General features: G+C 68.7%; 2 protein-coding genes and 2 pseudogenes. All 4 read right to left on the bottom strand.

All coding sequences use genetic code 11. The features are described from left to right. Nucleotides 1-1851, bottom strand: a 1851-nt coding sequence (locus AOQ53_RS35550) for an immunoglobulin-like domain-containing protein (RefSeq protein WP_330219379.1), incomplete at its 3' end; no start/stop codon positions are given. A gap of 563 nt (nucleotides 1852-2414) precedes the next feature. Beyond that, the gene (locus AOQ53_RS47000) at nucleotides 2415-3452 is read right to left on the bottom strand and encodes an RICIN domain-containing protein (protein WP_236711925.1); all 1038 of its coding nucleotides are present in this window, start codon (nucleotides 3450-3452) and stop codon (nucleotides 2415-2417) included. A gap of 895 nt (nucleotides 3453-4347) precedes the next feature. After that, nucleotides 4348-5960, bottom strand: a pseudogene (locus AOQ53_RS42230) (amylo-alpha-1,6-glucosidase); the annotation flags it as partial. Next, nucleotides 5959-6090, bottom strand: a pseudogene (locus AOQ53_RS46995) (sugar ABC transporter permease); the annotation flags it as partial. The pseudogenes AOQ53_RS46995 and AOQ53_RS42230, both read right to left, overlap by 2 nt.

Below are 6090 nucleotides of genomic sequence, written 5' to 3'. Positions count from 1 at the left end.
GACCTTGGGCTCGCTGAAGGTGTAGAAGTCGCGGGTGGTCGCGTACATCATGCGGTTGTACGTGTCGCCGGAGTGGTCGGCGTTGTCGTACAGCTTCGACGCCCAGAAGACGACGTACTCGCCGCGCTCGGCGTCGTAGAAGGCTTCCGGTGCCCAGGTGTTGCCGGCGCTGTCGGGTGAGACCTTGACCAGACGCTGGTTCGTCCAGTGCACCAGGTCGGTGGACTCCCAGACCATGATGGACTTGCTGCCGGTGCGCTGGGAGGCGTCCCAGTCGCCGTTGCCGTAGATCCTGAGGTCGGTGGCGATCTGGTAGAACTTGTCGCCCTCCGGGGAGCGGATGATGAACGGGTCGCGCAGGCCCTTCTCGCCGAGGGTCGAGGTGAGGACCGGCTTGCCGTCGTTCAGCTCGCGCCAGTGCAGCGGGTCGTTGCCCTTGCTGAGGGCGGCGTAGAGCTGTTCGCCGTCCGAGGTGCCCTCGCCGGTGAAGTAGCTGAACATGTACCCCTTGAGGGCCGCCTTGACGGGCAGTTCGGGCACCTTGGCCGTCAGGACGCGCGTGGCCTCGGCCTCGCCCTTGCTGACGGTGGCGGTCAGCTCGACGGTGGTGGCGCCGTCGCCGTGCGCGGGGCGGTGGACCTCGCCGTCGGCGGAGACGACGTCCGGCTTCGCGGAGGACCAGGTCACGGTCGTGCCCAAGGCACCGCGCTTGGGCAGGGTGAGGTTGCCGCGTGCGTCGTCGAGGTTGTGCACCGTGAGCGCCTCGGCGGCCTGGCGGGTGGCGGCCTCGTCGTCGAGCGCGGCCGGGACCGTGACGTCGAACTTCTTGCTGCCGGTCACGGTGCCCTTCTTCAGGGTCGCCGTGAGCGTGGCGTGGCCGTCCGGTGAGCCGGCCTCGGGGCGGGTCACCTTGCCGGTGTCCGACACCACGGACGGGTTGTCGCTGTCCCAGCTGATGGAGGAGCCACCGGCCGTGCCGGTCTTCGGCAGGTCCAGGTCGGAGGTGACGCCGCTGGTGTCACCGAGGCTCAGGGCGTCCTTGTCGTCGGCGACGCCCTGGGTGGCGACGGGGAGGGAGAGCTGCTCGACCTCGGAGCCGGCCAGGGCCCGGTCGTATACACGGAAGTCGCGTATCCGGCCCTTGAAGAGCTTGTCGCCGTCGTAGACGGACTTGCCGATGTAGTTGGCCTTGGTGGTGCCGGAGCCGATGGCGCCGGGCGTGATGGTGACCGAGGTGTTGCGGCCGACCTCGACGCCGTCCTCGTAGAGCAGACCTGTGGAGCCGGTCTGGGTGTAGGTGATGTGCTTCCACACGCCGCGGGTCAGGTTGTGGGAGTCGGACGGCTTGGTGGTCTGCTCGGTCGACCAGTTGCCCGTCGCGACGGAGGTACGGAAGGAGTTGCCGGTGGTGAACAGGTAGCCGTTGCCGCTGCCCCCGCTGGTGTTGCCGAAGCCGTAGAGGAAGTAGGGCGTGCTCTGGGTGGAGTCGATCATCACGTCCATGGAGACGGTGATCGAGTCCATGCCCTTCATGATGTCGTCCGGCACCTTGATGTAGGTGTCGGACCCGTTGAAGGCGAGCCCCTGACCGGATGCCGACCAGTCGGCGGTGCCTCTGACCGTGCCGTTCCGGCCGTTGCCGGAGGCGTCGGTGACGGTGCCGCCGGAGCCTGCGTCGAGCTTGTACCACAGGGCCAGGCCGTCGGTGACGTCCGAGGCTCCGGCCGCCGGTGCCGCCTGCGCTGAAGCGGCGGGTCCGGCGAGGGTGAGCAGCATCGACGCGGCGGTCAGTCCGGCGAGATGGCCCGCCCGACGTCTCGCGCGGCTACGAAGTCGTGCGACGTGCGTCATGTCGAGGTTCCCTGCTGAGGCATGGCTGATGGCGGACAAGGCGGAACGGAAAGACGAGGAGCCGACGAGGCAACGGCAAGTCCTTGCCGTGGCCCTGCTGTTACACGCAGGTGCAGTGTGTTGCGAGAGTCTCGGTCGATGCCAGGGGCAGCGTCAAGGGGTTCCGAACAATGTCCGACAGGTCGAACACGCCCGTCCGACTCGCGGTGGTCCACGGAAGTGAGCCGGGCATCCCGCGCGTGAGCTGGCCACGCCACCGCGATCACCACTGACGCGCGAACCGGCGGCCTCCGTCATCGACACCCAGAGCATCCCGGGGCGACTGCCGAGGCGATGCCCGACAGCTGCGCCGAGGAGTCGAGCACCCCATTCGACGTGGCCGACTCCTGGCACAGCTTCGTGGCCGTCCTGGTCGGCTGATCCGGTCACAGGCGGACCGGGAGTCAACCGACGACGAGCGCACAGCGTTGACGCAGCGAACACGTGAACAGGGCCCGCTTGCCGCGACAGGCCCCGAGCCAGCCGGTCGTCACCCGGCTGGCTCGGGGTCTGGTTCCCTCCGGTCAGCCCATGCCCTGCAGGCGCCAGATCTGGTTCTTCTTCGTGGTCAGGGCACTCGCGGTGTCGCAGGTCCACTGGTGGATCTTCGCGCCGGCCGCGGTGGAGATCTGGCTGACGTCGACGCACTTGCCGCTGTGCACGGCGACCAGCTGGTAATCCTGGGCGTTGCCCAGGGCGGTCACGGGGCGCAGGGTGAACTGCTGGTTGGTGCCGCTGCCACAGGTGAACTGGATGACGGCCGCCCCGTCAGCGGGGGAGGCGTTCGCCACGTCCAGGCACTTGCCGCTGTGTTCGTTGACGATCGTGTAGGTGTCGGCCTTGCCCGCGACCGGCTTCAGGTCGAGCATCTGCTGGTAGCCGCCCTCGCAGTAGTACTGCTGGTACTGGGTGCCGTTGGCGGTGGACAGGTTGGTGTCGTCCAGACACTGTCCACTGTGCTGTGCGACGGCGACCGTGGAGATCGTCGTGTTGGACGGCGGCAGCAACGTGACCGTGTAGGCGTCGGAGGCGCTGGACCAGGGCACTGTGAGCGAGGCCGCGTTGTTGCTGACGTTCAGCGTCTGGTCCGAGACGGTGACCGGCCCGGTCACAGCGCCGCCGTTGTTGTTCGGGATGCGCTGCAGGACCACACGCACACGACCGTTCTCGACGACGTTGGTGGTGTCCAGACGGTCGAGGTTGACGGTGACGTTACCGGTGTTGCCGTTGCTGCCCAGCAGGATCTTGGCGTTCTTGGCCGTGTTGTCCTTGGTCGCCAGACCGTCGGTGTTGGTACCTGCCGTGAACTTGACGATGTTGCCGGTCTGCGATCCGTAGTAGCGGTACAGGAACCACTCCCCCAACGGCAGGTACTGGCCGGCGCTGTTCTTCGTCAGCAGGTTGGCCTGGAAATCGTGCAGGCTCGCCCCCGACGCCCAGTTGGCGCGCAGCCCGTCGGCTCCGGCACGCTCCAGACGGGAGATGTACCAGGCCCCGCGCCCGGGGGTCTGCTCGTTCGTGTTGGCGTACTCGTTGACCTGGAAGGGCCGGCTGGTGGTCATCGAGCGTGCCGACAGCTTGGACCGGACCGCGTTTCCGTCGGCGACCGGGTCGCCGGGCAGGTCGTGCCAGCTGTAGATGTTCGGCTCGACGTTGTTCGCCTTGACGTAGTCCAGGTACGTGTTCCACCATCCGGAACCGCCTCCGGAGGGCTTGCCGGCGGTGCTGGGGCCGACGATCACCGCGTTAGGGAAGGCGGCGCGGATCCTCTGGTAGGCCCGCTTCCACATCTCCAGGTACTGGGCCTGCGTCCGCCCCCAGAAGGGGGTCCAGTCGGGTTCGTTCCAGATGTCCCACTGGATGTCGGTCATGCCCGCCGCCTGCGCGTCGGCGATCAGGCGGTCGTAGAAGGAGTCGAACCGGGTCCAGTCTCCGTTGTCGCCGGGGAACGTGGGACTGGTCGTGCCGTCGGCGCCCCACAGGTCGTGCGGCAGGATGACGAAGGTGCCGCCCAGGGCCTTGGTGCGCTGGTACTGGGCGCGGGTGGAATTCCAGCGGCGGTCGTACTTACCCGCGACCCAGCCGCCGGGATTGTCGAGCTGGGCGCCGCCGGCCCGCATGAACTTCCACTTGATGTCCTTGTAGAAGTGGTCCTGCGGCAGCGAGCCGTTCTCGGTCATCCCGTAGATCGTGCCCGAGGCGCGGTAGGTGGGGGCGCCTCCCGCGGAGGCGAAGTCGACGGTGACGGTGGTGTCGACGGCCGTCGCCGTGCCCGTGGGCAGGGCGACGGCCGCCAGCGAGGCGAGCAGTGCGGTGAGCGCGGTGCCCGCGCGCAGACGGCGAGTGCGCGCACGGACGGCTCTGTCCGAGTTCTCTGCTGAGGGAAGGATGCGGGACGTTGTCATCGGTGGGTCTCCCGGAGTGGGTGTTGCCTGGGCGGGGACGGCCCAGGAGTCTTCATCCGCTGGTACGCGCGGCGGGTGAGGCGAGCCGGAGTTCGTGGGCTTCGGCGAGGAGCAGGTAGCTGCTGGCGGTCCAGGTGTAGGCGCGGTCACGTAGGCCGGTTCCGGTGAGGGCGTCGAAGTTCTCGGCGAATCCATGGTGTTCGCAGAGCGTCCGGAAGCGGGTGCTGACTTCGTCCGCGAGGCGGTGGTGGCCACCGCCTCGCAGACCGTCCTCGACGAGGACGACTGCGGGGCCCAGATCGGGCCGCGCCAGTAGCCGTCGGAGAGGTAGTGCGGTGAGCTGGGCAGTTCCGTCGCGAGTCCGTAAGCGGTCAGGTGGGTCTCGATACGGCCGGCCAGCACGGTGGCGACGTGCTCCGGCAGGTGCTCGCCCAGTGCGATCGGCATGAGGTCCAGCAGACTGGAGCTGCTCCAGGTGTGACCGCTGAGCGCTCCACGGGCGACGAACCGGTCGCCGCGCCACAGGTGTTCGAGCAGCGCGGCCTGTGTCGCGTCGGCGGTCCGCGTCCACCGGTGGGCCTCGTCCGGCAGGTCCAGTTCGTCGGCCAGGCAAGCGAGTTCGCGCATCTGGAGGATCAGGAAAGCGGCCAGGTCGGCGGTGACGATCACGCGCTCGGGGTCGAAGGTCGTGGCGTTGTCCCAGCCGCTGTCGTTGCCGTGCTGGTAGTGGGGCAGATCCGCGGCGGGTGCTCGTCGTGCGGTGAGCCAGAACTCGGTCCAGCGTTCGAGGCGGCGGTAGGTGCTGGTCAGCTCCGCCCGGCCGGGAGGCTCGGGGAGCCGCCGGCGCAGGTGGCCCAGGGCCCAGCCGTGAATGGGGGGCTTGACGTAGTTGTAGAGGACCTCGGAGTGGGTGACGGAATCGGGCAGGGACCCGCTCTCGTCCTGGTGGTCGAAAGGCAGCGAGAACTGGTCCCAGGCCAGGGCGGGGGCGCCGGGGGCCAAGGCGAGGGCGTTGAAGCAGTGGTCCCAGCTCCAGACCTTGTCCATCCAGTGCTTGGACATCAGGACGGCGGGCCGGGTGACGAAGCCGGCCGGGCGGACCGTCGCGGACCACAGGACGTACGCGGCGAGTTCCGCGGCCGGGGTGTTCCCGGAGCGCCACGGGGCCACCGCGTCGGCGAAGCCGGCGAAGGCGTTCCGGGCGGCCGCGACGACCTGATCGAAGGTTGTCCGCGAGGCGTAGGGGCGGCGTGCGCTGTCGAGTTCCTCCACCGCCGCTTCCCAGACTCCCCCGGGTGCCGCGGCGACGGTGAGACCGCGGTCCGCGCTGCCCAGGGCATCGGTGCCCGAGGCGTCGGCCCCGGTACCGGACAGCAGGGTGATCCGATAGCGCCGCCCGGTCTCGCAGGAGGTGTAGACATGTGAGCCGTCCACCGGGTCGCGGAAGAAGTAGGCGCCGGTGAAGGGGGTCAGGGTGTCCTCCGCGGCGCGGATGCGCAGGCCGAGTCCCTCTCCGCGCAGCCGAACGGTGTCCGATGACTCGTAGGCGAGGTCGATACGCCCCCTCTGGTGGTTCCAGGTGAGCAGGCCCGGTGTCGCCGAGACGCGGGGCGCGGCCCGCTCCCCTGTCGTCGGGTCGAGCGGAACGAACCGCAGGACGGCGTGCTGCCTCGTACAGACTGCTGGGAATCGACTGAAGACCGCTGTGGAGCACGACGAGGTTGAACGGGACGCCGATCCAGATGTTCGCGATGATCACCGAGGTCAGTGACCAGGACGGGGACGTCAGCCAGTT

It is taken from the genome of Streptomyces azureus (assembly GCF_001270025.1).
In the GTDB taxonomy this organism is placed as follows: Bacteria; Actinomycetota; Actinomycetes; order Streptomycetales; family Streptomycetaceae; genus Streptomyces; species Streptomyces azureus.
The sequence above is the reverse complement of the archived record's forward strand: the minus strand, read 5'-3'. Positions and strand labels throughout refer to the sequence as shown.

Coding starts and splice junctions, on each gene's coding strand:
- AOQ53_RS47000 (WP_236711925.1), bottom strand. CDS start 3,452: ATGACCACCAGCCGGCCCTTCCAGGTCAACGAGTACGCCAACACGAAC.